This is a genomic window from Dolichospermum flos-aquae CCAP 1403/13F (assembly GCF_012516395.1).
Lineage (GTDB): Bacteria > Cyanobacteriota > Cyanobacteriia > Cyanobacteriales > Nostocaceae > Dolichospermum > Dolichospermum lemmermannii.
Genome location: NZ_CP051206.1, coordinates 1,832,884 through 1,858,013, shown reverse-complemented (window position 1 = coordinate 1,858,013; position 25,130 = coordinate 1,832,884). Strand labels below are relative to the sequence as shown.

Here is a 25,130-nt window from a genome sequence, read left to right as displayed (position 1 = left end):
ACCTCAATTCAGCAACGCCATATTTTTTAATTACAGCACTTCCCGATGTTATGATGTACATATCTAGCGGGCAAGACTTGTACTGAGCTTGTTGAAGTATGCCCGCACCACAAGAGTTTCATGATTCAACTTTGTACCTCATCAAAGCGGAAAACGCTATAAATGACCCATCCTAACAAAAAAAGGATTGTGATTATGTTAAATAAAACACCAAATCAACTACAAAGACTGTATGAAATTGACGATTATCTCTGGTTGGAAGAAACTATTAAGCTTCTAAAAGCAAAAAAATTAGAAAACTTAGACTTAGAAAATTTAATTGAGGAGTTAGAAAGTTTGGGAAGAAATGATTTAAACAAAGTTAGAAGTCTATTAAGACAAATTATAATTCATATTTTACTATTAGAATATTGGCAAGACGAATATGATCGAAACCATCGGCATTGGCAGGGAGAAATAATCGCTTTTAGAGATGATTTAAACAATAGCTTAACTACTACATTAAAAAATAAGTTAGTTCAAGAATTAGATCATATTTACAATGTTGCTTTGAAAGTTGTTGTTCAAAAAACAGGATTAGCATCAAATCTATTCCCTGATAATTGTCCCTATTCTTTAGAACAATTATTAGATGATAATTGGTATCTTCAAAAGTAACTGGATTTGATACAGCGGTTCTTGGTTGAGTGAAATACAAGGACTTCAGCTATCAAAAAGAATCAAAAGTTGCACTATTGCTTAACCCAACCTACATTTCTAAGACTCTTAAAATTGACTTATCAAACTATCCAATGGATAACTTTCTAAGTTACTAACTGGTATTTGTGCTAAATTTATTTTAGCTTCATTACTCAAGATCACTCTACCATAAATACGGGGTAACAAAGATTGCCATTGCATATTTCCTAATTTATCAATCAAGGAAATCTCTATAGTATCGCTAATGTCTAAATCCTCCATTAACAGATTCATGGCTACACTAGATAAAAACATTTCTGCATCTTCAATAGCAATATTACCTGTGTAAATAATCAGGGTAATTTTTTGATTTTCAGGGTGATTTGCTAATGTTTGAATTACCTCTTGTAACTCAAAACCAAGTTCATCTTCTGCTTGTGTCCAATCAGGAAATATGATTAAATTAATATCTCTTAATTTTAACTCATTGATAAAATCGCTGTTTTGATAATTATCTGAAGAAAAGTCTAAATTCAAATCTTGAGATAATTTATTTAGGACAGAGATAACATGAGGTTTTCCATGGAATCCAAAGGTGTTTTGCCAAGAAAAGTTTTCAAGTTCTTCTATGGGTTGTTCAAAACTAAATTTAATAGCAACTTCTAAAGGTGCAAATTTAATACTTTTCCCTGTAAACCAGTCATAAAAATAATGGCAGATAATCAAATCTTCTGATAATGAAGATGTTTGTATATTATCAAAATCCAATTCTGAACATAATTCTAGTAGCTTTTTACTTCTTAAAGAAAAACCACCATTACCCACTCTATTTTTATTTAAGTCAAGTATTTCTACTGTCTGACCTTGGGAGTTAACTAAATGAGATTGTTTCCGCCAAGGTGCAGCAACATAATCATAATTTAAAAATTCCTCTGACCACAACTGAGGATTGATAATAAAACCATCTCCTTGTGTAACTAGGCAAAATTCAGTCTCTATAAATGAATTAAGCTCTTTGATTATAAATCTGCTATATTCAACTAAATTCTTGATAGGATGAATTTTAATAATTTCTAATTGGGGGAAAAGTTCCAAATAACTTTGATCAATTTCCTCAGATGTAAAGAATAATACTCTATTAAAGTTTGCGTTTAAATTGGAAATTACTAAACTTAGTAACGTAAGTTCTATGTCTACAGAAGATATGGTGACTAAAGTTGTATTTTGCAGATTGATTTTATTTGTATTTTTATCCAGTAAATGAATAGCATTATTCAATACTGTGATATTAAGAATCCATTCTGACGCACTAAAAAAGTGGTTTTCTGTGAAATCATCAGCTTCCTCATGTCTAGAAATAACAGCAGGATGTTGAAGAGGAAACTCCAATTCTTCCACCAACATATTGGCTAAGATGCTAGAAATATTTTTACAGTTTTCAGCATTTTCTCCAAAACCGATATTTGACACTAAATTAACTTGTGGTGAGATAGATAAACCCTCATTTATCCACAAGCTAAAAACTAAACTATAATCCCATGTATCATAACCGGATATTATAGCATCAAATATTCCCGACCAATACATAACTGCCTGTTGGTTATCCAGCAAATCACTAAGCCACGAACTATCTTTTAGCTCATTCCATTTTGGAATTGAGACATCATATTTCTCCCAAGCTCGTCGCCAAGTTGCCCACCCCCAAATATGAATATAACGAGAAAAATAATAACTATATTGGTTTCTTTTCCTACCAAATTGTAAATTATTACCAGAAATAATCATAATCCGCTCATCATCACGATATTTTTCTAATAATTCTTCACAGTAACGGAAAAAAGTAGCACCAGGTAAACAGTCATGCTCCAGCACTATCGCCTCTTCTACCTGCTCAAAAACCCAATCTAACCCACTACTAATTCGTTTTCGAGGACCTAAATTGATATTTGAATGATTAGTTAATACCTCACATTCCCAATCAACTTGATTAATAATCGCCCTAGTAGCTTCACATTGTTCGGCTTCACCTTCCCTATTAATTCTTGGAGCATCAGAAATAACCAATAATTTTAGTGGTTTTACTTCACGAATAGCGTCAAATACCCTTTGAGTCGTATCAGTACGATTGAAAATAATTAGGACGACGGGGGTTCTTAATTGCCAGGTACTCATAAAATTTTGCTTTTGAAAAACGTAATCTCAATATTTACAATACTCACATTAAAAGGAGAATTTGCCGGTCATTGATGTCTTTGGTTTGTAATGATTTGGATACTTTTCAATTACTAACACACTATCATAGAAATGAAGTCCAGTACAAGTTTTTGTTAAATGAGATGGTGTTAGTTCCTGATCTTGTGAATGCCAAGCATTAAGTTGATCAATGAAATTTTTGGCATACTCAATGAAAGTACCTTCTTTTTTATAGCCACCACCATATCCTGACCAGTAGCTTGTATGTAAATCTTCAACTAAATATATTCCTCTTTCTTGAACTGCCGGGTATAATTCTTCAAACGAACATATTTGTTGTTCCATTGTATGACCACCATCGTCAATAATAATATCAACTGTTCCTATTGTATTTCTTACATATTGCAGAAAATCTCTATCTGTCTGACTACCAATAAAAATTTTAATGCGATCTTCCTCTAATTCTTGACATCTTGGGTCAATATCAATTCCGTAAATATGTGCCGCTTCACCAAAATAATTTTTCCACATCTGTAATGAACCACCGTGAAATACACCAATTTCCAAGATTTTTACAGGTGATTTTCTAAAACGAGAAAAATGATTGTGGTAAATATCAAAATAGTGATGCCATTTGTGGATTAATCTCCCTTGATTTTGACAAAAGTATTGCCAAAGGGGATTATCATTACCTGAATTTGGCCTAATGATGATATTGTGATCAAGTAAATTAGTAATATTTTCGACTTGCTGCAATATTGAGATTTTATTTCTGTTTATCTCAATAGTTTTATTATTCAATTCTTCTAAAGTCCAACAAGGTAATTCTAATCCTATTTGATTAATAAATTCTTTGTTTTCACTTTCTAAAATAATTCTAGAGTGTAAAATTGGCAATAAGCCTTTATATTCTTCTCGTGAATTTGTTTTGAATAAATTAAATTGTGGTAATTTATCGTCATCAGTTTCTATATTTCCTTGATAACAAAGATTAAGTAAAACATCTGCTAATAAGAAGTTCGCATCTTCTAAATTGGTATTTTGGATATCAATAAGTAAGGCAATATCACTATTATTAGGGTGATCAATAATGGACTGACATACATTTAGTAATTGTGCAAATATTACTTCTATAGATTGACTCCAATCTGGGAAGATGACAAAATTAATATTTTTTAAATTCAGTTGATAGTTATTTTCTTCTGATTTTATAGCTTTTAATACAGCATGAACTTGAATAACTTGATTTCCCGAATTTTTCTCATCAATGCTAACAATACTGAATTCCCCTTTAAAACCATAATGACTTTGACAAAGTGCTAAATAAGGAGGAAATTCTTGGCAATAATACATAAAGGAATTAATATTCCAAAAACTGACATGGGTAGGATCTTGAAATGCCCCTCTGCCATCAGTTGATGGTACGCTAATGTCAACTATTCCATCTGGCTTTAATATTCTCCAGATTTCATTCATTGTGTGGATTCTATCAGGCAGATGCCCAATAATATCATGTGCTTTGATAAAATCAACACTATTATCTGGAAATGGAAAATGACCATTCAAATTAGCAATAACATCTACACCATCAGCAGGAACTAAATCTACACCTATAAAACCTTCAGCTTTATGAGTTCCACATCCTAAATCCACATTTACCAACAAGTTAGCATTATTCATAATGTCAATACTTTTTTATTAATTTGCTTTTTCTGTGATTGTTTCCTTTACATTCGGTAACATAGTCTTAAATCCTACTTATTTAATTTTACCAGTTTCTCCATAACGGCGATCGCTTACTTCACTCCTTAACCCCCTCAATTACCCCTACCTATATATAGAGAGTACCCACAATTTCCAAAAATCTATCACTTTCTGGATATACTAATGTTAATTTTCACAGATCTTTACAATTGACATGAAAATGTCAGTATCAATCCCTTGACTCCTGCTATAATTTATTCATATTTTATGATACAATTATTCTTATGAGGTACAAAGTTGAATCATGAAACTCTTGTAGTGCGGGCATCTTGCCCGCTAGATATGTACCTCATAACACCGGGAAGTGCTGTATAAACATATCTCCATATTTTTAACAACCTGGGTTCAACAATGCTCATTGGTGTCAACTTAACGTAAAACCCATAACCCGCCTGGGAATTAATTCCCAGTCTCATAGTTCAAGTCCGTTAAAACGGACTAATAAACTTTCCTAATATTTAGTCATCTTTAGATGACTTTCGCTATTAGCAAGGAACTTGAGTTCCTTGCGGGATAGAGGTTTTACATCATATCAAGATTACTCAATCATCAAATTCAACGCCTAATTCTCGCAATTTCGCTGCTAATTTATCAGCCCGTTGTTTTTCCTGTTCTGCCCGTTGTTTTTCCTGTTCCGCCCGTTGTTTTTCTTGTTCAGCTTGTTCTTCTCCTGTTAATAAGAAATTTCCTGCTAAATCCCACCACCTTAACCAAGGTAACTCGACATTTTTATATGTTCCTTGCCAAATTCCTAATTCAACACCCATTTTTTCAATCACATAATGACCCCTTGCATTAGGTGGCATCAGGTGATATTGTCCTTCGATTAAATGATATAATTCTAATGATGATTTCTTTTCTTCATAAATACCGTAAAAAGGTACTCTAATCGCTTTTTCATAAACCCAAAATTTTCCTTGATATGGAGTTTCGTCCCTTTCTTCTCTACCATTACCTGATACAAATTCAATGACAATTAGGGGAGCAACTAATTCTTGCCACATCACATAAGAACGGCGCATTTGACCATTTAGAGCCGGTGGCACATCAGGAACATAAAACCAATCTGGCGCTTCTGCACCTCGTTCTGGTGGTTCTGTAATCCGCCAATAAATACCGCTATCTTGTCCTATGCAAAATTGCTTATCTGGATGAATTGCTTGTAATTTTGACCAGATAGATTCTGTTAACAGAATACTTTGAGGATGTTCTTGAAAATTTTTCACGAAATTTCCATCTTCACAGGGTAATTGAGTATGATCTGGTAACTGTGTTGAAGGAGCAAGTTTCAGGGTGTCCATAATTTTCCATTTTGGAAGAATATGTTTGGTGTTAGCTAAGATGGGATATAGTTTTATATCGATCAAACTATATTATAAACAATTCTGATATGATTTTTATTTTCCTATTGTCTTCTTTGTATTCGCTAAAACAGTTTGATAATCCTGTCTATCTGGATGTAATTTTACCAACCTTTCCATCAAAGCGATCGCACTTTTATTATCCCCCATTCGCAATCGAATCATAGACAACTTCTCAAGTGCAGTTTGATTATTTGGTTCACGCTGCAAAACTAACTCATACCCCTTAATCTGTTTTTGCAACTCAGTTTCAGCCGATTGAACTACTGCTTGCTTTGGTTTTTCCCAAGCCTGTTTGATGGTATTAACCCCTCCAAACAACATTGAACCACCAAATGAAACCATTCCAATATATGTAACAATTCTTTTCTTTCGCTCAATCTGCTTACCGCGCTGAACTAAATAATCATCTCCTGAAGTAGCCATGTATCAAAAATTGCTGTTATCCAAATTGCAGCATCACTCCTACAATATAGAATACCCACCACCAGCAAAAAAAATATCACTCACCATTCCCAACTGACATTTTAACATTTATCCCCAAATCAAACCACTACGGGGAGGAATAATTAAACAAACATTTTCCTCTTTCCAGATAATTTCCCCATTCCCAAATAAAACTTGATTTGGTTGACTTTGTAAACTACTACAATCTAGGTTGACTGTAATAGTTTCAGTTCCTACATTCACAGCAATAATTAATTCTTCACTTTCTAAAATTCGCGCAAATACATAAACTGTTTCTTTTGCATAGAGAACTTGGTATTTACCAATTCGCAAAGCCGGATAATTTTGTCGAATAGCAATTAATTGTTTATGAGTATTTAAAATTTTGGGATTCCAGTCAGATTCAGGAGGGAAAACCCGCCGACAATCGGGATCTATTGCACCAGGTAAACCAACTTCATCACCATAGTAAATACTAGGCGCACCGGGAAAAGTGAATAATAACAAATTACACAATTCTACACTTGCTTGATCACTGTCAGCAATACTCATTAATCTGGCTGTATCATGGCTACTGAGAAGGTTTAATTGTGTTAGTTGAATTTCCCAAGGATACAGTTCTAAAAGACTGTGAATTTTGGCTGCATATTCAGTCGCATCTAGGGCAGGATAGGGAGAATAACCTTGAGATATAACTAAGTCTAATACTACTTTATCGCCTACTGCAAACGCCAGCACTGCCTCATTAAATAAATAATTCAATACCCCATCAAATTGCGTACCATCGAGCCATTCACGGGCATCTGACCAGACCTCACCAACAATATAAGCCTCTGAGTTAATACCTTTAACTCGTTGGCGAAATTCCTGCCAAAAACCAGGAGTTTTAATTTCATAAGGAACATCTAACCGCCAACCATCAATGCCAAATTCTAACCAATATTCGGCAATTTTCATGATATACTCTTTCACATCTGGATGATCATGATTAAAGGTTGGTAAAGAGCGAATCCCCGCCCAAGCATCATAATTAGCGGGTAAACTACCATCATAAGGGGCAAGCGGCCAATCTTGAATTTTAAACCAATTTACCCAAGGAGAATTAGAACCATTTTCTAACACATCATGGAAAAAGAAAAAGCCTCGACTAGAATGATTAAATACGCCATCAAGAACTATTTTCATATTGCGGGCGTGGGCAGCACCTATTAATGCTCGCAAAGCCTGATTACCCCCCAACATGGGATCAACTTGGTAATAATCATGGGTATGATAACGATGATTACTAGCAGATTGAAAAATGGGTGTAAAGTAAATTGCATTCACCCCTAAACTTTGGATATAGTCTAATTCTTCCAGCACCCCCCATAAATCACCACCTTTGTAACCTTGGAGAGTAGGTGGTGCATCCCAGGCTTCCAAATTGCTATTATTTAAGAAACTGTCACGGGAACGTTGACTTCTGGCAAATCTATCAGGAAAGATTTGATAGAAAACCGCGTGTTTAACCCAATCTGGCGTTTGAATTTCCATAAATACATCTATGAGCAACTTAACATATAGCAATTTTAAACCAGATGTAAACAACCCCCTTGTATTTCCCTCTGTGTCCTCTGTGTCTCTGTGGTTCGTTTAAAATATATTGTCGCCATACATTTAGAGTATGACCAATTAAATACCCAGAACCCACAGCATATCAATTACCAAATTTCCCCTCTTTCCTAGTCACGAAAGGATAAATAATTGGTACAATTGTTTGCTTAACCCAGTTTCCAGTTAACCAGTGCCTCATGGTATATGTCAAGCGCGTTGAACTTACCAATTTTAAATCCTTCGGTGGGACTACTGCTGTCCCTTTACTACCGGGGTGTACTGTCATATCTGGGCCTAATGGTTCTGGAAAATCAAATATTCTGGATGCGTTGCTGTTTTGCTTGGGACTGGCTAGTTCTAAGGGTATGCGGGCGGAACGTTTACCGGATTTGGTGAATAATGCCCAAAAACATAAGGGGCGTTCGGCGCTGGAAGCTAGTGTAACTGTGACTTTTGATATTTCGGATGTCTCTCGCAGAGGCGCGGAGGCACAGAGGGAGGATGTGGGGGAGGTAGGGGAAGTAGGGGAAGTAGGGGAGGTAGGGGAGGTAGGGGAGGTAGGGGAGGTAGGGGAGGTAGGGGAGGTAGGGGAAAATCCAAAATCTAAAATCCAAAATCCAAAATCGTCTGAGTGGAGTGTTACTCGGCGGTTGCGGGTGTCTCAGCAGGGGGGGTACACGTCGAATTATTATATTAATGGTGTGGCTTGTACTTTGACTGAGTTACATGAGGATTTGGAGGAACTGCGGATTTATCCTGAAGGGTATAATGTAGTGTTGCAGGGGGATGTGACGAGTATTATCTCGATGAATGCGCGGGAACGTCGGGAAATTATTGATGAGTTGGCTGGGGTGGCGACTTATGATCGGAAGATTATCCAAGCTAGGTCTACTTTGGATGAGGTGAAGGATAAGGAGGATAGTTGTCGGATTATTCAGACTGAGTTAAGTATACAATGCGATCGCCTGTCTCAAGATAAGGCTAAGGCGGAAAAGTATCAATTATTGAAAGTTGAATTTATCCAAAAGCAGTCTTGGGAATCTGTGTTATCTTGGCGTTCTCTCCAAGCACAGCAGGAAAAGCTGGTTGCACAAGTTCAAGAGGGCGATCGCAATTTCAGTGATTTTACTACTCAGTTAAATATAACTAATTCTCAAATTGATCAAAAAACTACTGAATTAGATCAACTCAATCTCCGGGTAAAGGCTTTGGGGGAAGAGGAACTTCTGTCTGTTCAATCAAATCTCGCTACTCAGGAAGCGGAACGGAAACAACTCCAACGTCAACAACGGGAGTTAGAAACATCTATTCAAGAATCTACAAAGCGATTAAATCAAACTTATCAAGAAATTCAACAATATCAACTGGCTTTAGAGGAAGCTATAAAAAGTCATAATGTAGAGACGTTCCATGGAACGTCTCTACAATCAGAACGTGACACCGCTCAACAAAATTTAGAATCTTCTCGTCAAGCTGCTGCGGAAATTGCAACCGCTTCAGAAGCCTGGGTACAACAACAAACGGCATTAAATCGGCAAATTGAATCTTTATTGCATATTCTCGAACCCCAACGCACTGAACAAGCGCAATTACAGGAACGCAATACTCAATTACAAGAATTGATTTCTGAACAATCTCAGTTAATTGCGACTTTAGAACCGGAATTAACTGCAAAACAAGTTGAATGCGTGAGTTTGGAAACGGAATTTAATGCTTCTACTCAACCTATTCAGAATTTAGCGGAAAATCTCGCTGCAACGGAACAAGAGTTACAAATTCAACAAGATACTCAAAAGCGACTTTTACAAGAACAACGAGATAAACAACGTCAATTAGATAAGTTAGAGGCACAAACTCAAGCGCAACAGGAAATACAAGGAACACAAGCAAGTAAGGTAATTTTACAGTCGGAAATGCCCGGTTTATGTGGTTTAGTGGTGCAGTTGGGTAAGGTAGATCCCAAATATCAAACAGCGTTGGAAATGGCTGCTGGTGGACGTTTAGGACATATTGTGGTTGAAGATGATAGTGTGGCATCTGCGGGAATTGAACTGTTGAAACAAAAACGGGCAGGAAGGGCAACTTTTTTACCTTTAAATAAGATTAAAGTCCCTAGATTTACCCAAGATGCAACTCTGCGTTTAGCTGATGGTTTTGTTAATTATGCGGTAAATTTGGTAGAATGCGATCGCCGTTATCATGATGTATTTGCCTATGTTTTTGGTGCAACGGTAGTATTTGCGACTCTTGCCCAAGCTCGGAAAAATATGGGACTATATCGTATTGTCACTTTACAAGGGGAATTATTAGAAACAAGCGGAGCAATGACTGGGGGTAGTAGTAGTCAACGTTCATCTTTACGCTTTGATAACGGTGAAGCCGGGGAATCTCAGGAAGTCGCTAATTTAAAAACTCGCTTAATAGATATTGACCGGATTTTAGACCGTTGTGGAGAAGCAATTTCTAATTTAGGAACTCGCACTAAAACATTAACTTTAGAATTAACGGAAGCACGTCAAGGACGGAGAGAACAACAATTATATTTAGAACAGTTAAAGAAAGAGATTAAGAGTTTAACAACGCAGTTAGAAAATACTCGTTCTCAACTTTCCCAAAATACCCAAAAATTTACATCTGCACAATCCCGGTTAGCAGTTTTAAATCGGGAATTACCAGAACAAGAAACTCAATTACAACAATTGCGACATACTTTAGCTGAGTTGGAATCTTCCCAAACCCCTAGCGAATGGCAACAAATCCAGGCTATCATTAAAACCCAAGAACAGGAATTACAACAACGGGAAACAGCGTTAAGAGATGTTCAACAACAATTAAAAAATCTCGAAAATCAACAACAACGATTACAAGAAAAAATAGAAGAATCTCAAACGCGAGTTATTCAATATCAACAAGAAGAAACAACTGGAAAACAGCAACAAGCAACAGTTAATAGTCAAGTGGTCGAATTGAGTAATTTGATTACTGTAAATCAAGCTAATTTACGGAAATTAGAAGAGAATTTAGGGGAAGAAAAGAAAAATCGAGATACAGCAGAAACCGAATTGCGATCGCTCTTATTGCGTCAACAACAATTACAATGGGAAATAGAGAAACTGCAAGAAACTCAACAAAAACGCCGGGAAGATTTAACAGCACTGCAAAACCAACTGCGAGATTTAGGTGCAGAATTACCTAGTCCTTTACCAGAAGTTCCCAATAAAGTTGATTTAGAAGACTTACAAAAAGAATTGCGGACTATAGGTAAACGTTTACAGGCAATGGAACCTGTGAATATGTTAGCTTTGGAAGAATTCGATAAAGTCCAAGGTCGTCTTCAAGAACTTACGGAAAAATTAGAGACTTTAGAAGGTGAACGGACAGAATTATTATTAAGAATTGAAAACTTTACCACCCTCCGTCAAAAAGCATTTAAAGAAGCTTTTGATGCAGTAAATGAGAACTTTCAATCAATTTTTGCTATTCTTTCCGATGGTGACGGTTATTTACAACTAGATAATCCTGAAGATCCTTTTAACAGTGGCTTAAACCTAGTCGCACACCCCAAAGGTAAACCTGTACAACGTCTTGCTTCTATGTCTGGGGGAGAGAAATCCTTAACTGCATTAAGTTTTATTTTCTCTCTACAACGTTATCGTCCATCTCCATTTTATGCCTTTGACGAAGTGGATATGTTTTTAGATGGTGCAAATGTGGAACGATTAGCGAGAATGATTAAACAACAGGCAGAACAGGCACAGTTTATAGTTGTGAGTTTGCGCCGTCCGATGATAGAATCAGCACAGCGGACAATTGGGGTGACGCAAGCTAGAGGTGCGTATACTCAAGTTTTGGGTATTAAATTACAGTCATCTAATTGATAGGTAAGACGTGAGCAAATAATTAATAACCCTCTTCTGTCAGATTGGGAAAATGCAATACCTGAAAGGTTTACGGGGCTTTGGTTTTGACATTTTATGCAGTAATTTTATTTTTTAATACATAAAAAAGCACCAAACCTGCGTGAAATAAGAGTTACAAAAGATGAATTCGATTATTGTTTTCCGAGAGTGACAGAACAGGGATAATTAGGGCTTGCTGAATAAGTACCCAAAGCGAACCTAGATGCCACACAGTGCGAAAAATGGTGGTTTGGGAGATTGGTTTCCAAATTCACCCCCTGATTTTTCATAGAAATACAAGGATTTTGAGGCTCTAAATGCCATAGCCTTGCACTTTTTTGTTCCCAAAATCCGCGAAACCCTTATTGAAAAGCGGTTCTAGCTTTACTCAGTAAGCCCTAAGTAACGTTAGCCATACAAAAAACTCCTTACAGAGTACAGTAATGGCATTTTAGCATAAATGCGCTTAACCTACCCTATGGACTAGGGGTGATAATTAAGCGTGTGTCAATATATTCCCATCAGAGACTCACGCAAATGGTAAGTCTCATAAGGGAGAATATGAATTGAAATCAAGCTTCAAAAATATGCTTTAGACAGCTAACCGCAACTGCTGAGGTTGTTGTTGCAATATTAAGTTGATAACTTCTGGACTCCATTTGAGACCTTGACTACTGAATTGTGCATAATGCTTTGCTTTTTCAGTTGGTTGCCATGGCCAGTTATCCTTAAGTTTGGTGATATATCCCATTTGTGCCAGCGTTTCAATGACACGCTGATAAGTCCAGTTTTGTCCAGTCCTATCATTAAGATCCTTGGCTATCTCTGTAGCAGTAAGATATTTCTGGGGAAGGGTTGGTTTAATGAGTCTCCAGTCTACCTTGACTGTAATTTCTAGATGTTCCAAAACTTCAAGGTTGCTAGTTGCAAAATGAAGTTGTTGAACATTAGCATTTTGTGCCATAATAAATTTGACTCCTCTTTGTTCTAAGGAATTGGAGTTGATGATTTGCAAAAATCAGTAGAAGTTTTACTTCCAGTGAATGTCAAGCCTAGCTCGTCACAGCCATGCTGACATTCAATTATGGGTTATTAGCAGAAGTATCTTTAACCCACCCGTGCAATTACCATAGCATGAGGTGAGAGTTTCGCGCAAGCTTTCTCTTAAAAAATTATAGTAGTCGTCCAATATTTATAAACCATATCATAGTTAATTTTCATTGTCAAGCAAACACATAAAAAATCACTAAATGCTTGTAGATGTTGGGTTTCCTCTGTTGCACTGGTGATATTCAGCTATGGTAAAGGGGTTAGCAATAAATATGTTTATCCAAAAAATAAATCCCCGACTTCTTTGAGAAGTCGGGGATCTGAGTCTTACTTAATCACAATAAGCTAATGATCAAGAAAAAGTCAAAATTATGCCAGTACGATAGCGAAGCACTCCGTAGGAATCGCCAATTGATTTTAAGTTTAATCAGCGAACTGACAAGTCAGCGCTTACGCGATCGCTCAAATTAGACTTATAAAGCGAGATCGTTTATAATATACTGAATAGACAACATATATTAGACAACCATACCCAAAATATTAGCAACAATATAGTTTTATTTAATATTAGGAGAAGTAAATGGAAGGTAAAAGATTTATTCATAAAATCAAATTACAAAATTTTCTCTCCTATGGAAGTGAAGGGGAAGAAATTGAATTACAACCGCTAAATGTGTTAATTGGTGCTAATACATCTGGAAAATCTAATTTAATAGAAGCTATTGGTATTTTACGCGCAACACCGACAGATTTACCAGCCGCATTTCGTCAAGGTGGAGGTATTAATGAATTTTTATGGAAAGGTAATAAAGATACTCTAGGTGCAAAAATTAAAGTCACTGTAAATTATCAATCAGGATTACAAACACTGAAATATAAACTAGAATTTAGTGAAATGAATCAGAGGTTTTTCTTGATAGATGAATATATCCATAGTGATGATTTCGTTCATTATTCTTACAATGATAAAAATCTTGAACCTGTTTTTAATGTTCGAGAAAAAGATTTATCGGGGATAGAGAAAATATCTCAAGAAACTTGGAATAAGAATGATTTAAAATATGATCAATCTATATTATCCCAATTAAAAGCAGCACGTAAATATCCAGAGATTACTTATCTGAGTGATAGCTTCAATAAAATAAGTATATATAGAGATTTACCTATAGGCAGAAATTCTCAACCGCGTAAACCTCAACCTACAGATTTACCTCAACATCCTTTATTAGAAGATGGTAGTAATTTAGGTTTAGTTTTAAATGATTTAAACTACCAGATAGGTAGAAGTAAAATTATTGAAACCCTGAAAAAATTCTATGAATCAGCAGAAGATATACATGGACAAGTATATGGTAATTCAATACAAATATTTATTCGGGAAGAAGGTGTAATTCAACCAATTCCAGCAACTCGTTTATCTGATGGAACATTGCGGTATTTATGTTTAATGGCGTTACTTTTAGATCCTACTCCACCACCACTAATTTGTATTGAAGAACCAGAATTAGGTTTACATCCAGATATTTTACCAACTATTGCCGAATTATTAATTGAAGCATCTCAGAGAACTCAATTAATTGTCACGACTCATTCTGATGCTTTGGTTTCTGCTTTGAGTGAATATCCTGAATCTGTCGTAGTTTGTGAAAGAGATAATACAGGAACTCATTTAAGGAGACTTAAACCAGATAAACTCAAAGACTGGTTAGAAAATTATACTTTAGGTGATTTGTGGCGGATGGGTGAAATAGGTGGAAACAGATGGTAAAAGAGATTAGAATTTATATAGAAGGTGGTGGAGATTCCAAAAATCAGAAATCTTCACTTAGAAAGGGATTTAGTAAGTTTTTTTTAGAATTAGTAAAGGAAGCAACAACCAAAAACATTAAATGGAATATCATTATGTGTGGTACTCGGAATAATACTTTCCGTGATTTCAAAAATGCTTTAAAATCTCATCCTGATGCTTTTAATGTATTATTAGTTGATGCTGAAGCACCTGTAAATAAAAAATCTCCTTGGGAACATTTAAAATTTAGAGATAATTGGGATAAACCAACAGAAGTTGATGATGATAATTGTCATTTAATGGTACAAACAATGGAAGCTTGGTTTATTGCTGATTTTGCAACGCTGAAAAAATTTTATGGCCAAGGTTTTAAAGAAAATGCTATTCCCAAAAACGCTAATGTGGAAACTATTGCAAAAGATAATTTAGAACCTACTCTCAAAACTGCGACTGGTAGAACTACTAAGGGAGAATATCACAAAATAAAACACGCCTCTGAACTATTAGAATCATTAGATGTAACTCAGGTTCGTCAAGCTTCTCCTTATTGCGATCGCTTATTTACTAAAATCAAGGATCAGATATTTACCAGATGAATCATAGCCTAGTGCTGTTCCTCTTGTGCTTGTCCTCAGTAGGTTAGATTAATAAAGTGCGATCGCTTGTTGCTTGGATTGATAAATTGCGATAGCGAAGCGCTCCGTAGGAATCGCTCGCAGGTTAGATGGATAAAGTACGAGTTCGCCACTTACACCCTGACCAAATGCGAAAAACCCAATAACAGCTTAACCGAACCTACAGTTTTAAATACATCAGCCAAAAAATAATTTAATCATCATAATTCTACCCAATTCTCTAAACTTAAACCCTCAACTCTGGCTAAATCACTATCATTAGAAACCACAATTAAATCTTTAAGAATAGCAGTAGCAGCGATTAAAACATCTTCAGTTTGAATTGGTACACCCCTTAATCTCAAATTAGCATGAATTTGGGCAGCTTTTTCTAAAATTGCCAAATCATCTAAGAAAATAATCGGATATTCTTGACAAAATTCCTCAAATCTTGCTCTTTGTTTTGGTGCATCAACCGCTAAAAAACCTCGCCTAATTTCAAAATAGGTGATACAACTAATAAAAATCTTTTCTTCCTTAGACTCACTAATTGTAATCTTGTGAAGAATTTGGGAATTTTGTTTGAGTGCTAAAGAAACAATATTAGTATCTAATAAATAATTCATAAATTTTCTATTTTCTTTTAACTGCATCATCAAAAATTGCCATTTGTTCAGGAGTAAAATCCTCTCCTATTTTAGCCAAAAGGTGTAGAGCCATGATACCACTACAACGCTTTTTAAGACTTTCTTCTGATATCTGACTAAATTCTTCTAAAGAAAAGTTTTCTTTAAATACTTTTACTAAATCTTGAACCATTTTCCTATAATTTAGATCCTCTTTAAATAAAGGACGTTCTTCCATTAAAATAGCAACAACATTCTCAATTCTCTTAATTATTGATTCTTGTTTCATATCAGTTGATAACATAATTATTACCTCACTAAATAGTCTTTATGTTCATTATATCAAGTTTGTGAACTTTTGGGAATTATTTATACTAACACTTTTAAATCACCAATGAGTCCCCAAAAGTTTGTAGCGACTGTTTTGAATGTCAAGCGATAGCGAAGCGCGACCTAGGAATCGTTTGTAGTTTGGATTGATAAAGTGCGATAGCGAAGCGCGACCTAGGAATCGTTTGTAGTTTGGATTGATAAAGTGCGATAGCGAAGCGCGACCTAGGAATCGTTTGTAGGTTGGATTGATAAAGTGCGATAGCGAAGCGCGACCTAGGAATCGTTTGTAGTTTGGATTGATAAAGTGCGATCGCCATTTTACGCCTTTGATGAAGTGGATATGTTTTTAGACGGGTCAAATGTGGAACGATTAGCGAGAATGATCAAACAACAGGCAGAACAGGCACAGTTTATAGTTGTGAGCTTGCGCCGTCCGATGATAGAATCAGCACAGAGGACAATTGGGGTGACTCAAGCTAGAGGTGCATATACTCAAGTTTTGGGTATTAAGTTGCAATCATCTAATTGATAGGTAAGAGCTAATCAGGGGGATAAAAATTCATCTTTTTAATTACCCATTACCAATTGTCAAGTTTCTGTTAAAAATAGTGATATCCATAAACTGGATTCGAGATTGGCTACGGCACAGCGAACAGGACGTACCTGGTGATACAATATATTTAATTTTTATGAGTTATTCAAAGGCCCAATTTTAGGTACAAATAAGGCTATGCAAGTAAAAATCATTGGACAAGCAAAAGATTTACGGACAAATACAGATATTCTTTATGCTCAATTATCCATACAAGACTATTTATGTTTAGTTGGAGATAACTTTGATGATTATGAACCTCAAAGAAGGCGCGAGAAATACAAAGCATATGATCGAATGAAATTGGATATCAAGCGCGGTGCTTTATTACCTTCTATAACTCTCGCAGTAAAACCAGAATTAGTCAGTAATCTCTTACCTCTGTTAAAAGAACCGGATAATAAAGAACTTGAAACTGCTTTAAGTAAACCAGGACAAGTAGATATTTTGGATGGATTGCAACGGACTTTTATTTTAAGCGACATAGCTAAGGAGAGTTTTAACTTTAATCCAGAACAGAAAGTTCTTGTGGAGTTCTGGCTTGAAGGTAACATCCGAAATCTTATTTATCGAATTATTGTCCTAAATGCAGGACAGAAACCGATGACTATGAAACATCAGATTGGTCTTTTGTTCATCACTCTAAATGACACACTTAAGACTGAAATACCAGATATTGAAATTTTCAAAGAAAAAGAATCTGCACGCCGAACAAAGGCTAGAAGATACCATCTAGATAGAATTGCCACCGCATATCAAAGCTTTATAACTAAAAGTGCAGAAATTCAGAGACAGAATGTTGTCGCACAGAAATTAGTTGAAGAAGAAATTTTAGATTCTACAGAAAAGGAACTTGGAGATCAGTTTGAAGATTTCAAAAATTATCTAAGAATCTATGCCGATTTAGATGTTGAAATATCTCGAATATATACAGGAAATGCTGATCAAGAAATACTCAATAGTATAAAAGCTGAACAAGAAATACCAAATGGTATAAAATGGTTTGGAGAAGAAAGTGTTATGAACTCTTTTTTTGCTGCCCTTGCCCTTGCATCTAGCAATAATAATTCAGAGCGAGTACAAAAAGCTTTAGATACTCTTCTAAAATCACTTAGAGATACTCAAGAAGGAGATGATCCTCTAGCATTGGAAAAATTACAGGAGTTAGAAAGTGGATTTAATGCGCGTAAGGTAAGTCTGGGCTTTGCAAAAAGGAAACTTCTGACAAATGGCTTCAAAGAATACTTTCGTGAGGCAGGAAAAGAAAGTTTTGTTAATTGTTGGATAACAGCAGCAGAGTAACTATGAAATATGATGATTTAGAAGAACTTGATGATAGTGATCTTCCCTATGATATAACTCACTTCTCTGAACATGATGGTATTTGCACTCTCAACGGAATGATACCGATACCAGTAGATGCGGTATCCTTTTCCTACGAGGGTGATGAAGACATTGAAATTTATAATGAGCGTGATAACTTTTTGGGTGTTCTCTGTATATGTAAATCTAATACTGATATAAATATTGCAAGTCTAACAGAGGCAAGATATATTGCTTATATTAATGAAGTTGACAAAGATACGTTTCGGTTTCCCTACAAATTTATTAAAAACTACTTAGTGATTGATGTATGTGAGTATGAAGATTATAAAAATAACTATATGGATTCTGCACCTATTTGGGGAGGATTTTTCCACTCAAATGCAGCATCTAATTTACATCAAGCATATCGTTTTAAGCCTTCTAGATTGATTGCTAGACCTAGCATTGTACTTCCAACTCCCTATCATAAAGAAAGTTGCATTCGTTCAGTAGTTCAACCCTATGCTTTTGAAAGATTTTTAAAGCTTTATCACCTTCTGGAACTGATTTTCGACTGGAACTTAGTTCAGCAAATAAAAAGTTTAGATAATGATTTACAAGGAATAGGACAATTACTCAATCAATATAGCAACAATAAGGAAATTGATAGCTTAAAAAAGTTACTTAAAAGTAAATGTGATGATCAGAACAAAGTTGATAAAATTGCAGATTGTCTAAATAAAATTAACTCTCCAGATTATTTAGATAAGGGAATGAAGATTTTTTTCGATTATGGTAAAGACGGTAATCCTTACAACAAAATCAATAATATCATTCCATTTCAAGATTTGATGAACAGGGGAGGATTTACCCGAAGTAATTCCAGAGATTCATCTATTACAGGCATAACAGAAAATAACTATAAAGGGTTAGTAATAGATTTTTCAGCCTATTGTATATATCGTGTGAGATGTTGTACTGCTCACAATCGCATAGGTGAGTATGTTATGTCTAACGATGATGAAGGATTCGTTGTTGAATTTGCTGAACCCTTGCTTCGTGAGGTACTATGTCAAATATTTAGTGAGTGAAGATTGAGAAACATAAAGCAATGCGATCGCTGGTAGGTTGGATTGACCAAGTGCGATAGCGAAGCGCGACCTAGGAATCGCTCGTGGGTTGGATTGATAAAGTGCGATCGCCTGTTGGGGTTAGGTGTAATCGGCGATCTTGTAGTGCGATAGCAAAGCGTTTCGTTGGAATCGCTATTTACACTCTGACCAAGTGCGAAAAACTCAATAACACGCTAAAATTATCATATATCTACAAAATTAACTAGGTAATTAAACATGAGGTTAAAAGCAACTGCTCAAGGCTTATTTATCCCTAAAGAACTATTAGGGGAAGCTCAAGAATTTGAAATTATTACAGACCACGAAAAGCTGATAATCACTCGGATCAAAAAGTCATCGTCAATCTGGGACTTAGGCAAAAATCCTGTAGAATGTGATGTACAAGATGGAGCGGTTAATCATGATCATTATTTGTATAACAAATGAAAAACATATATTTTTTAGATACAAGCTATATTTTAGCTTTGGAAATAAAAAATGAATATGCTCATCACCAAGTAATACAAAACTGGTCTAATTTAGCGATTTCAAAACCATTTTTAGTCACGACAACTTATGTTTTTGATGAAATAGTCACTTTTTTAAATAGCCGAAATCTTCATCATAAAGCTGTTGAAATTGGTAATCAGTTACTAGAAAGTCCAGACATAGAATTAGTTGAGATAGATCAGGTTTTATTCAACCAAGGATGGGAATATTTTCAAAAATATCAGGATAAGTCTTACTCTTTGACAGATTGTTTATCCTTCATTGTCATGCAAGACCGAAAAATTTCTACAGCCTTGACCTTAGATAATCATTTTCGTCAAGCAGGATTTAAAATTTTACCATCATAATTTTATGTTTTCGATTCTTCAGTGATTTGTGCGATTAGTGCAGAAAGTGCGATAGCGAAGCGCGACCTAGGAATCGCTCGTAGGTTGGATTGATAAAGTGCGATAGCGAAGCGTTCCGCAGGAATCGCTCATAGGTTGAATTGATAAAGTGCGATCTGTAAATAGCCGTTTTGCTGCAATTTTTGCCCCAATTTTGGTGATATACTTGTTGAAAACATATATAATGTCTAACCATGAATTTTAAATTAACTAAAGTGTTCAAGAGAGTCTCTGAAGGCTACATAGGTTTTGTCGAAGAACTGCCTGGAGCAAATACTCAGGGTGATACTCTTGATGAAGCAAGAGTTAATCTGGAGGAAGCTATTGAGTTGGTACTAGAAGCTAACCGCTTTTTAACAGAGGAACTACTTCAAGATCAGGACGTTATTCGTGAACCTATTTTTTTATCAGTTGCATGAAGCGTGTAGACTTAGTTCGTCATCTTGAAGCCAATAGTTGTGAGTTTTTAAGAGAAGGTGGTAGCCATACTATTTATGTCAATCGGGCTGCACAGAGATCAACGTCTATTCCACGCCATCGTGAGATTAACAACTTACTTGCTAGAAAGATATGTCGCGATTTACAAGTGCCAGATCCAAATATAACCTAACACTTCGTTCACAGGAATAGCGATCGCCAAATCAAGAAATTGATAGGCGATCTATGTATAATAAAGCATTGGAGCGGAAAATATTGTGATATTTTGGTGTGATAGCGAACGCATTGCGTCCCGGAGGGAACTAGCGCGACCTAGGAATCGCTTGTGAGTTAAATTGATAAAGTGCGATTCGCTTGTAGGTTAGATTGATAAAGTGCGATCGGGAAGCACTCCGCAGGAATCGTCGCTAGGAGAAACCTGAGATCCCATTCCTTTGACGCGCTTGAGTAACTGTGGCAAGCTGTTAATTGGAACTGACCACTGACCACTGACCACTGACAACTAACAACCTACTTAAATACAATCATGTTTACCATTGACATTCAACAAAGACAATACAAAACTTACATCCTGTCAGATAAAACCGCTGGTACACAAATAGAAGTTGTCCCAGAAAGAGGTGGTATCATCACTCGTTGGCTAGTGCAAGGTCAAGAAATATTTTACCTAGACGCTGAACGCTTTACTCATCCTGATTTGAGCGTCAGGGGCGGCAATCCAATTTTGTTTCCTCTTTGCGGTAATTTACCTGATAATATTTACATTGTTGATGGAAAAGAGTATACCATTAAACAACATGGCTTTGCGCGGGAATTGCCTTGGACAGCAACAGCGCAAAATACTGAAGGTAAGGCTAGTCTAACTGTAGTTCTCAGCAGCAACGAGGAAACAAAGGCAGTTTATCCTTTTGATTTTCAATTGGCTTTTACCTACGAACTCCAAGGTAATACCTTAGTAGTGCGTCAGGAATATAAAAATCTGTCATCTACACCCATGCCATTTTCCGCTGGTTTCCACCCTTATTTTCTCTGTGGTGACAAAAATCAGCTAGAAGTGGAACTTCCTTCTACACGATATCAAGATAACAAAACTAAGGAAATCCACGCCTTTAACGGCAAATTTGACTTTAATCAAGATGAAATTGATTTTGCCTTTGGACAACTAACCAGCAAATCAGCCACGGTCACAGATAACAGCCGCAGGTTGAAGCTAACCCTCGATTACGATGATTTCTCTACCTGGTTGGTGTTTTGGACTGTTAAAGGCAAAGAATTCTACTGTCTAGAGCCTTGGAGTGCCACCCGCAATGCTTTCAACACTGGTGAAAACCTGACTGTGTTAGCTCCTGGAGCTATTTGTACTGCTTCTTTTGGATTAACGGCAAATCTTTTTTGAAAACCCCTTGACAAAACCATGGCTGTTGATGGTATATTGATAAAGTTGGAAAAACAGCAAAAGGGTGGCTAACTCAACGGTAGAGTACTCGGCTTTTAACCGATTTGTTCCGGGTTCGAATCCCGGGCCACCCATTCTCAAGACTCAAGTATAATTGCCTGTGACAATTGCAAGATGTAAGATTATTCATAAGACATCTGGTAATAAAGATCTTAGACAAGTGATTGAGATCAGCCTAAAAACTTATTAACATCTTCACAGTTATCAAACTTAGAATAAAATTCTTCAGCCTTCCTTGATTAATTAAACAGAAATGCGGAAGGATTGACCAATCACTTGAAAATCTTCTGTTTGTTGATTTCTAAGTTTGGCACGAATTTGAGTAAATTGGCTAACAACGTCTGGTTTATAGAGCTTTTCTCCACATTTTGAACAAACTTCTGCTTCTACATGGATAATGGCGGTGTTATTTCCTCCTTTTAGCATTTTTTCAATTTGCCTAGTTTCTAACTCACCTTGACAAGTGGGACATTTTTGGTTTTTCATACTCATACTTCCTGATATACCAATTAATCCAGTGTTGAGGCTGGGAACTATCAACAGGGACTAAAATTGCAGTGCTGCTATTCTGATCATAGCCTCTAATTTTGTGAATAGGTTGACGGGCAATATTTTATCGGTAAGTTAAATCAGGAGGAGAGGGTTGATTATTGGGTTGTTTTTCGATAATTTCGTTGTATCTGAGGGAATGAAAGATTTTATTAAAGGTAAGCCTATCATTTTCTGCTTTTTCATCAGTAAGTAGTAGTCTGTCAAGAACTAAAAACTAAAAAGAGTTAGATATTCTCTATAGTAAAGTTGATGAGATAACGAAATTGATTCCTACTGTAACTAACTAATTTGAACGCCCTAATTGCGTTAATAAATCATTACGACTATTGATTGCTGGTTGATAATCTGGTTTAATACTAATTGCCTTTTCGTATGATTTTAGTGCTTCTTCATGCCTTTCTAAATCATATAAAGCATCACCTCTGCTATCCCAAGCATAATAGTAATCGGGATTAATAGTAATAGCTTGATTATAGGATTCTATTGCTTCTTCATATTTTTCTAAATAATATAAAGCATCACCTCTCCTATCCCAAGCATAATAGTAATCGGGATTAATAGTAATAGCTTGATCATAGGATTCTATAGTTGATTTCCATGTTTAAAACAAATTTTACTTAATTCGGTTGATCTTGCTGGATGTATATTCTGTTGTTTAACAACTCCAAAAATTTGATTTAATTCCTCCAATGCTTCTTTTGCATTTCTATAACGTTGTCGCCAATCATAGCGCACCATTTTAGTAATAAATTCTGCTAATTTATCACTGACTTGAACCTTATTATTCCAAAGAATTTCACCATCATCATCTTCTGGTAACAAACGGGGAGACATATCTATTAATGCCTGAATTGCTGTCATCCCCAAAGCATAAATATCACTACTCAATTTAGGCTTACATCCAGCTTGTTCTAAAGGCATATATCCCACTGTACCAATGCTAATAGTGCTACTGGTAAACCCGGATTTCATAGTAATAGTAGTATTAATTTGTTTGACTGCCCCAAAATCAATTAATACTAACTTACCATCCTTACGACGCATGATATTGGCTGGTTTAATATCTCGGTGAATCACCTTATTTTCATGGACATAAACCAATATTTCTAAAACATCTCTTAATAGTTGAATTACTTCACTTTCAGTTAACTTTTTACCAGGACTGATTTCCTGACTTAAATCATATCCATCAATCAATTCTTGAATCAAATAAAATTCTTGACCTTCCTGAAAATAGGCATACAATTTAGGAATTTGATCATGATTTTGTCCTAATTGATATAAAATTTGTGCTTCTTGTTCAAATAAACGGATAATATCTGGGTCAATAGCTGTAGGTTGTAACCGTTTAACCACACAAACAGGTTTAGGAGTAACGGGAATATCTAAATCTTCTGTAAGGTAAGTTTCACCAAATCCACCTGCACCTAGTTGTTTAACAATCTTATAACGTTGACGGAGGATATTACCAATCATCATGATGTTGCTTTAATAACCCTGTTTCTGTATATCATAACTCAGAGATACCCGATTTGTTAAAGAAGTCTGGGATATTAGAAAAATATACTGATTATTATTAAATCTGAAGAATTAAAAATTAACACATTACCAAAATATGAAAAATGCAAATTGTTAAACGCAATATTGAATTAAGAGTTGATGATAGTTTAATGCGGGTTTATGTTGCTTCTCCGAAACCAGCAGGTAAATATCCAGGAATTGTTTTTTACAGTGATATTTATCAATTAGGAGATGCCATAATTCGGTTAATTAATTATTTAGCTGGATTTGGTTATGTTGTCGCAGCGCCGGAAATTTTTCACCGCATTGAACCTGTGGGTTCTGTCATTGAACCGAATGATCTTGGGAGAATGCGCGGTAATGATGATGCACGACGCACATTAATATCTGAATATGATGCTGATACTCGTGCGGTAATTGATTTTCTCAAACATGACAATTCAGTTATTGCTGATAAAATCGGTACTTTAGGTTTTTGTATTGGTGGACATTTGGCTGTTCGCGCAGCTTTTGAAAGGGAAATTGCAGCGGCTGTTTGTTGTTATCCTACAGGTGTTCCTAGCGGTAAATTAGGTAAAGGTATAGCAGATACTATTCACAGATTTGAAGAAATTAAAGGAGAAATGCTGTTAATATTTGGAACGGAAGATCCACATATTTCTGAACATGATAGATATACTATAATTGGTGCTTTGGAAAATGCCAAAGTTCATCATCAATTTTTCTCTTATGAAGCGGAACATACTTTTATGAGAGATGATGGTTATCGTTATGATGCTGTTGCAGCTACTTCTGCTTGGGAACAAATTATTGCTTTCTTGGAACGCAAATTTAGAAGGTAATTATAAATATATTTGTAGTATTTGTAGGTTGGGTTAAGCAACAGCGCAACCCAACAAAGTTTTGATTAT

General features: G+C 35.7%; 24 protein-coding genes, 1 tRNA gene and 1 pseudogene. 14 read left to right on the top strand and 12 right to left on the bottom strand.

Translation table 11 applies throughout. The features are described from left to right. Positions 1-195: 195 nt before the first annotated feature. Entirely contained in the window at positions 196-657 is a 462-nt protein-coding gene (locus tag HGD76_RS09070; protein WP_168695587.1) for a DUF29 domain-containing protein, read from the top strand. Between the two features lie 108 nt (positions 658-765). On the opposite strand, the gene HGD76_RS25300 is transcribed toward HGD76_RS09070, so the two are convergent. The 5 genes from HGD76_RS25300 to HGD76_RS09035 form a co-directional block, all read right to left on the bottom strand. Further along, positions 766-2,850: a DUF5672 family protein gene (locus HGD76_RS25300; RefSeq protein ID WP_233467138.1), complete on the bottom strand. Its 2,085-nt coding sequence runs from the start codon at positions 2,848-2,850 to the stop codon at positions 766-768. A gap of 48 nt (positions 2,851-2,898) precedes the next feature. Further along, on the bottom strand, positions 2,899-4,524 hold the full coding sequence (locus HGD76_RS24855) for a class I SAM-dependent methyltransferase (RefSeq protein ID WP_233467135.1): 1,626 nt from the start codon (positions 4,522-4,524) through the stop codon (positions 2,899-2,901). Positions 4,525-5,177: 653 nt separating this feature from the next. Beyond that, complete coding sequence (locus tag HGD76_RS09045) at positions 5,178-5,936, bottom strand: Uma2 family endonuclease (RefSeq protein ID WP_168695586.1); 759 nt, start codon at positions 5,934-5,936, stop codon at positions 5,178-5,180. A 96-nt stretch (positions 5,937-6,032) separates the two neighbouring features. After that, positions 6,033-6,422, bottom strand: a complete 390-nt coding sequence (locus HGD76_RS09040; RefSeq protein WP_168632941.1) for a tetratricopeptide repeat protein — start codon at positions 6,420-6,422, stop codon at positions 6,033-6,035. A gap of 108 nt (positions 6,423-6,530) precedes the next feature. Then, positions 6,531-7,976 (bottom strand): glycoside hydrolase family 13 protein, encoded by a 1,446-nt coding sequence (locus tag HGD76_RS09035; RefSeq protein WP_168695585.1) that lies wholly within the window; start codon positions 7,974-7,976, stop codon positions 6,531-6,533. A gap of 257 nt (positions 7,977-8,233) precedes the next feature. Here HGD76_RS09035 and smc point away from each other — a divergent pair, with 257 nt between their 5' ends. Beyond that, entirely contained in the window at positions 8,234-11,914 is a 3,681-nt protein-coding gene (smc, locus tag HGD76_RS09030; protein WP_168695584.1) for a chromosome segregation protein SMC, read from the top strand. Positions 11,915-12,527: 613 nt separating this feature from the next. Here the strand turns inward: smc and HGD76_RS09025 are convergent. Beyond that, positions 12,528-12,899 carry a hypothetical protein gene (locus HGD76_RS09025; RefSeq protein ID WP_168695583.1) on the bottom strand — a complete coding sequence of 124 codons (372 nt, stop codon included), beginning with the start codon at positions 12,897-12,899 and terminating at the stop codon, positions 12,528-12,530. A gap of 666 nt (positions 12,900-13,565) precedes the next feature. Between HGD76_RS09025 and HGD76_RS09020 the strand changes: the two genes are divergently transcribed. Further along, positions 13,566-14,753, top strand: coding sequence for an AAA family ATPase (locus tag HGD76_RS09020; protein WP_168695582.1), 1,188 nt, complete (start codon positions 13,566-13,568; stop codon positions 14,751-14,753). Next, the gene (locus HGD76_RS09015; RefSeq protein WP_168695581.1) at positions 14,747-15,370 is read left to right on the top strand and encodes a DUF4276 family protein; all 624 of its coding nucleotides are present in this window, start codon (positions 14,747-14,749) and stop codon (positions 15,368-15,370) included. The genes HGD76_RS09020 and HGD76_RS09015 overlap by 7 nt, the downstream gene beginning before the upstream one ends. A 239-nt stretch (positions 15,371-15,609) precedes the next feature. Here the strand turns inward: HGD76_RS09015 and HGD76_RS09010 are convergent, their stop codons facing one another. Together HGD76_RS09010 and HGD76_RS09005 are read right to left on the bottom strand one after the other, a co-directional pair. Then, positions 15,610-16,014: a type II toxin-antitoxin system VapC family toxin gene (locus HGD76_RS09010; RefSeq protein WP_015080096.1), complete on the bottom strand. Its 405-nt coding sequence runs from the start codon at positions 16,012-16,014 to the stop codon at positions 15,610-15,612. A gap of 7 nt (positions 16,015-16,021) precedes the next feature. After that, positions 16,022-16,318 (bottom strand): hypothetical protein, encoded by a 297-nt coding sequence (locus tag HGD76_RS09005; RefSeq protein WP_168695580.1) that lies wholly within the window; start codon positions 16,316-16,318, stop codon positions 16,022-16,024. Positions 16,319-16,654: 336 nt separating this feature from the next. Here HGD76_RS09005 and HGD76_RS09000 point away from each other — a divergent pair. From HGD76_RS09000 to HGD76_RS08970, 7 genes and pseudogenes are all read left to right on the top strand, one after another. Beyond that, positions 16,655-16,876 (top strand): annotated as a pseudogene (locus HGD76_RS09000) (hypothetical protein); the annotation flags it as partial. A gap of 201 nt (positions 16,877-17,077) precedes the next feature. Next, positions 17,078-18,241, top strand: coding sequence for a hypothetical protein (locus tag HGD76_RS08995; protein WP_210967753.1), 1,164 nt, complete (start codon positions 17,078-17,080; stop codon positions 18,239-18,241). Between the two features lie 2 nt (positions 18,242-18,243). Continuing rightward, positions 18,244-19,335, top strand: a complete 1,092-nt coding sequence (locus HGD76_RS08990; RefSeq protein ID WP_168695579.1) for a hypothetical protein — start codon at positions 18,244-18,246, stop codon at positions 19,333-19,335. Between the two features lie 258 nt (positions 19,336-19,593). After that, entirely contained in the window at positions 19,594-19,803 is a 210-nt protein-coding gene (locus HGD76_RS08985) for a hypothetical protein (RefSeq protein ID WP_168695578.1), read from the top strand. Next, positions 19,800-20,213, top strand: a complete 414-nt coding sequence (locus HGD76_RS08980) for a type II toxin-antitoxin system VapC family toxin (protein WP_168695577.1) — start codon at positions 19,800-19,802, stop codon at positions 20,211-20,213. Before HGD76_RS08985 ends, HGD76_RS08980 begins: the two co-directional genes overlap by 4 nt. 254 nt (positions 20,214-20,467) lie before the next feature. Then, positions 20,468-20,671: a type II toxin-antitoxin system HicB family antitoxin gene (locus tag HGD76_RS08975; RefSeq protein WP_233467131.1), complete on the top strand. Its 204-nt coding sequence runs from the start codon at positions 20,468-20,470 to the stop codon at positions 20,669-20,671. Further along, positions 20,668-20,862 carry a type II toxin-antitoxin system HicA family toxin gene (locus tag HGD76_RS08970; protein WP_168695575.1) on the top strand — a complete coding sequence of 65 codons (195 nt, stop codon included), beginning with the start codon at positions 20,668-20,670 and terminating at the stop codon, positions 20,860-20,862. Before HGD76_RS08975 ends, HGD76_RS08970 begins: the two co-directional genes overlap by 4 nt. 189 nt (positions 20,863-21,051) lie before the next feature. Here HGD76_RS08970 and HGD76_RS08965 read toward each other — a convergent pair whose 3' ends face one another. After that, positions 21,052-21,192 (bottom strand): hypothetical protein, encoded by a 141-nt coding sequence (locus tag HGD76_RS08965; protein ID WP_168695574.1) that lies wholly within the window; start codon positions 21,190-21,192, stop codon positions 21,052-21,054. A gap of 24 nt (positions 21,193-21,216) precedes the next feature. Between HGD76_RS08965 and HGD76_RS08960 the strand changes: the two genes are divergently transcribed. After that, positions 21,217-22,086: an aldose epimerase family protein gene (locus tag HGD76_RS08960; protein ID WP_168695573.1), complete on the top strand. Its 870-nt coding sequence runs from the start codon at positions 21,217-21,219 to the stop codon at positions 22,084-22,086. Between the two features lie 62 nt (positions 22,087-22,148). After that, positions 22,149-22,220 (top strand) — tRNA-Lys (locus tag HGD76_RS08955). 169 nt (positions 22,221-22,389) lie between these two features. On the opposite strand, the gene HGD76_RS08950 is transcribed toward HGD76_RS08955, so the two are convergent. From HGD76_RS08950 to HGD76_RS08945, 3 genes are all read right to left on the bottom strand, one after another. Next, the gene (locus HGD76_RS08950; protein ID WP_168695572.1) at positions 22,390-22,632 is read right to left on the bottom strand and encodes a YgiT-type zinc finger protein; all 243 of its coding nucleotides are present in this window, start codon (positions 22,630-22,632) and stop codon (positions 22,390-22,392) included. A 349-nt stretch (positions 22,633-22,981) separates the two neighbouring features. Next, positions 22,982-23,284 carry a tetratricopeptide repeat protein gene (locus tag HGD76_RS26235; protein ID WP_210967784.1) on the bottom strand — a complete coding sequence of 101 codons (303 nt, stop codon included), beginning with the start codon at positions 23,282-23,284 and terminating at the stop codon, positions 22,982-22,984. Further along, positions 23,281-24,177, bottom strand: coding sequence for a serine/threonine-protein kinase (locus HGD76_RS08945; RefSeq protein WP_210967752.1), 897 nt, complete (start codon positions 24,175-24,177; stop codon positions 23,281-23,283). Before HGD76_RS08945 ends, HGD76_RS26235 begins: the two co-directional genes overlap by 4 nt. A gap of 143 nt (positions 24,178-24,320) precedes the next feature. Between HGD76_RS08945 and HGD76_RS08940 the strand changes: the two genes are divergently transcribed. Continuing rightward, the gene (locus HGD76_RS08940; protein ID WP_168695571.1) at positions 24,321-25,061 is read left to right on the top strand and encodes a dienelactone hydrolase family protein; all 741 of its coding nucleotides are present in this window, start codon (positions 24,321-24,323) and stop codon (positions 25,059-25,061) included. The last annotated feature ends 69 nt before the right edge of the window (positions 25,062-25,130 follow it).